Below are 606 nucleotides of genomic sequence, written 5' to 3'. Positions count from 1 at the left end.
GAGTGATCATCGATGAACTGCCTCCAACTCACGACCCTCTAACCGATTCGATGGAAAATGAACTCGCGGTTAAAGTTCGAATGCGCTACTCCATCCCCTTATTTATCTATGGAAAAGGACTTAACAATACTCAACAGCAGAATAAGGACAGTGAGTTGTGGAATGGTTTGCAAGCTCAATTGATTAAGAAAAATAATCAACGCTTTATTCACATTAAAAACTCAGGAAATCATCATGTGCGTCTGGTGAATTTACAACTGGATTCTCCGAATAAAGAACCGTTAATGATTTCTGAAGGATTAGCCGGTTATATTCTTCCAGAGCAATATAAGGTTTGGCCTATTTCATATAAGAATATAAACAATATGAGTTTGAGTGCGAATATTGGAGGTAAACGCTACAAAATACCATTGACGCAATAATGATAATAATGAACAGACGTAATGAAATGTATGTCTTGCTTTTGCTTGGATTACTAAGTATGGCGTGGAGCAATATTGGCCTTTGTGCGAACTCACCCAACAGTTTTTCTGAGTTACCGAGTCCTGAAAACTTTTCTTTTGATAAGTTTAACAATATTAGCTTGAAACTAGAATTGGTGATCAA

Annotated in this window: 1 pseudogene; it reads left to right on the top strand. The window is 36.8% G+C overall.

Going from position 1 to position 606, the window contains the following annotated elements:
- Positions 1 to 422: pseudogene (locus tag R7Q11_RS27640) on the top strand (molecular chaperone); the annotation flags it as partial.
- Positions 423 to 606 lie beyond the last annotated feature (184 nt).

Source organism: Vibrio sp. 970 (assembly GCF_033339075.1).
Note: the sequence above shows the minus strand (reverse complement) of the source record. Positions and strands in the feature narration are given on the sequence as shown.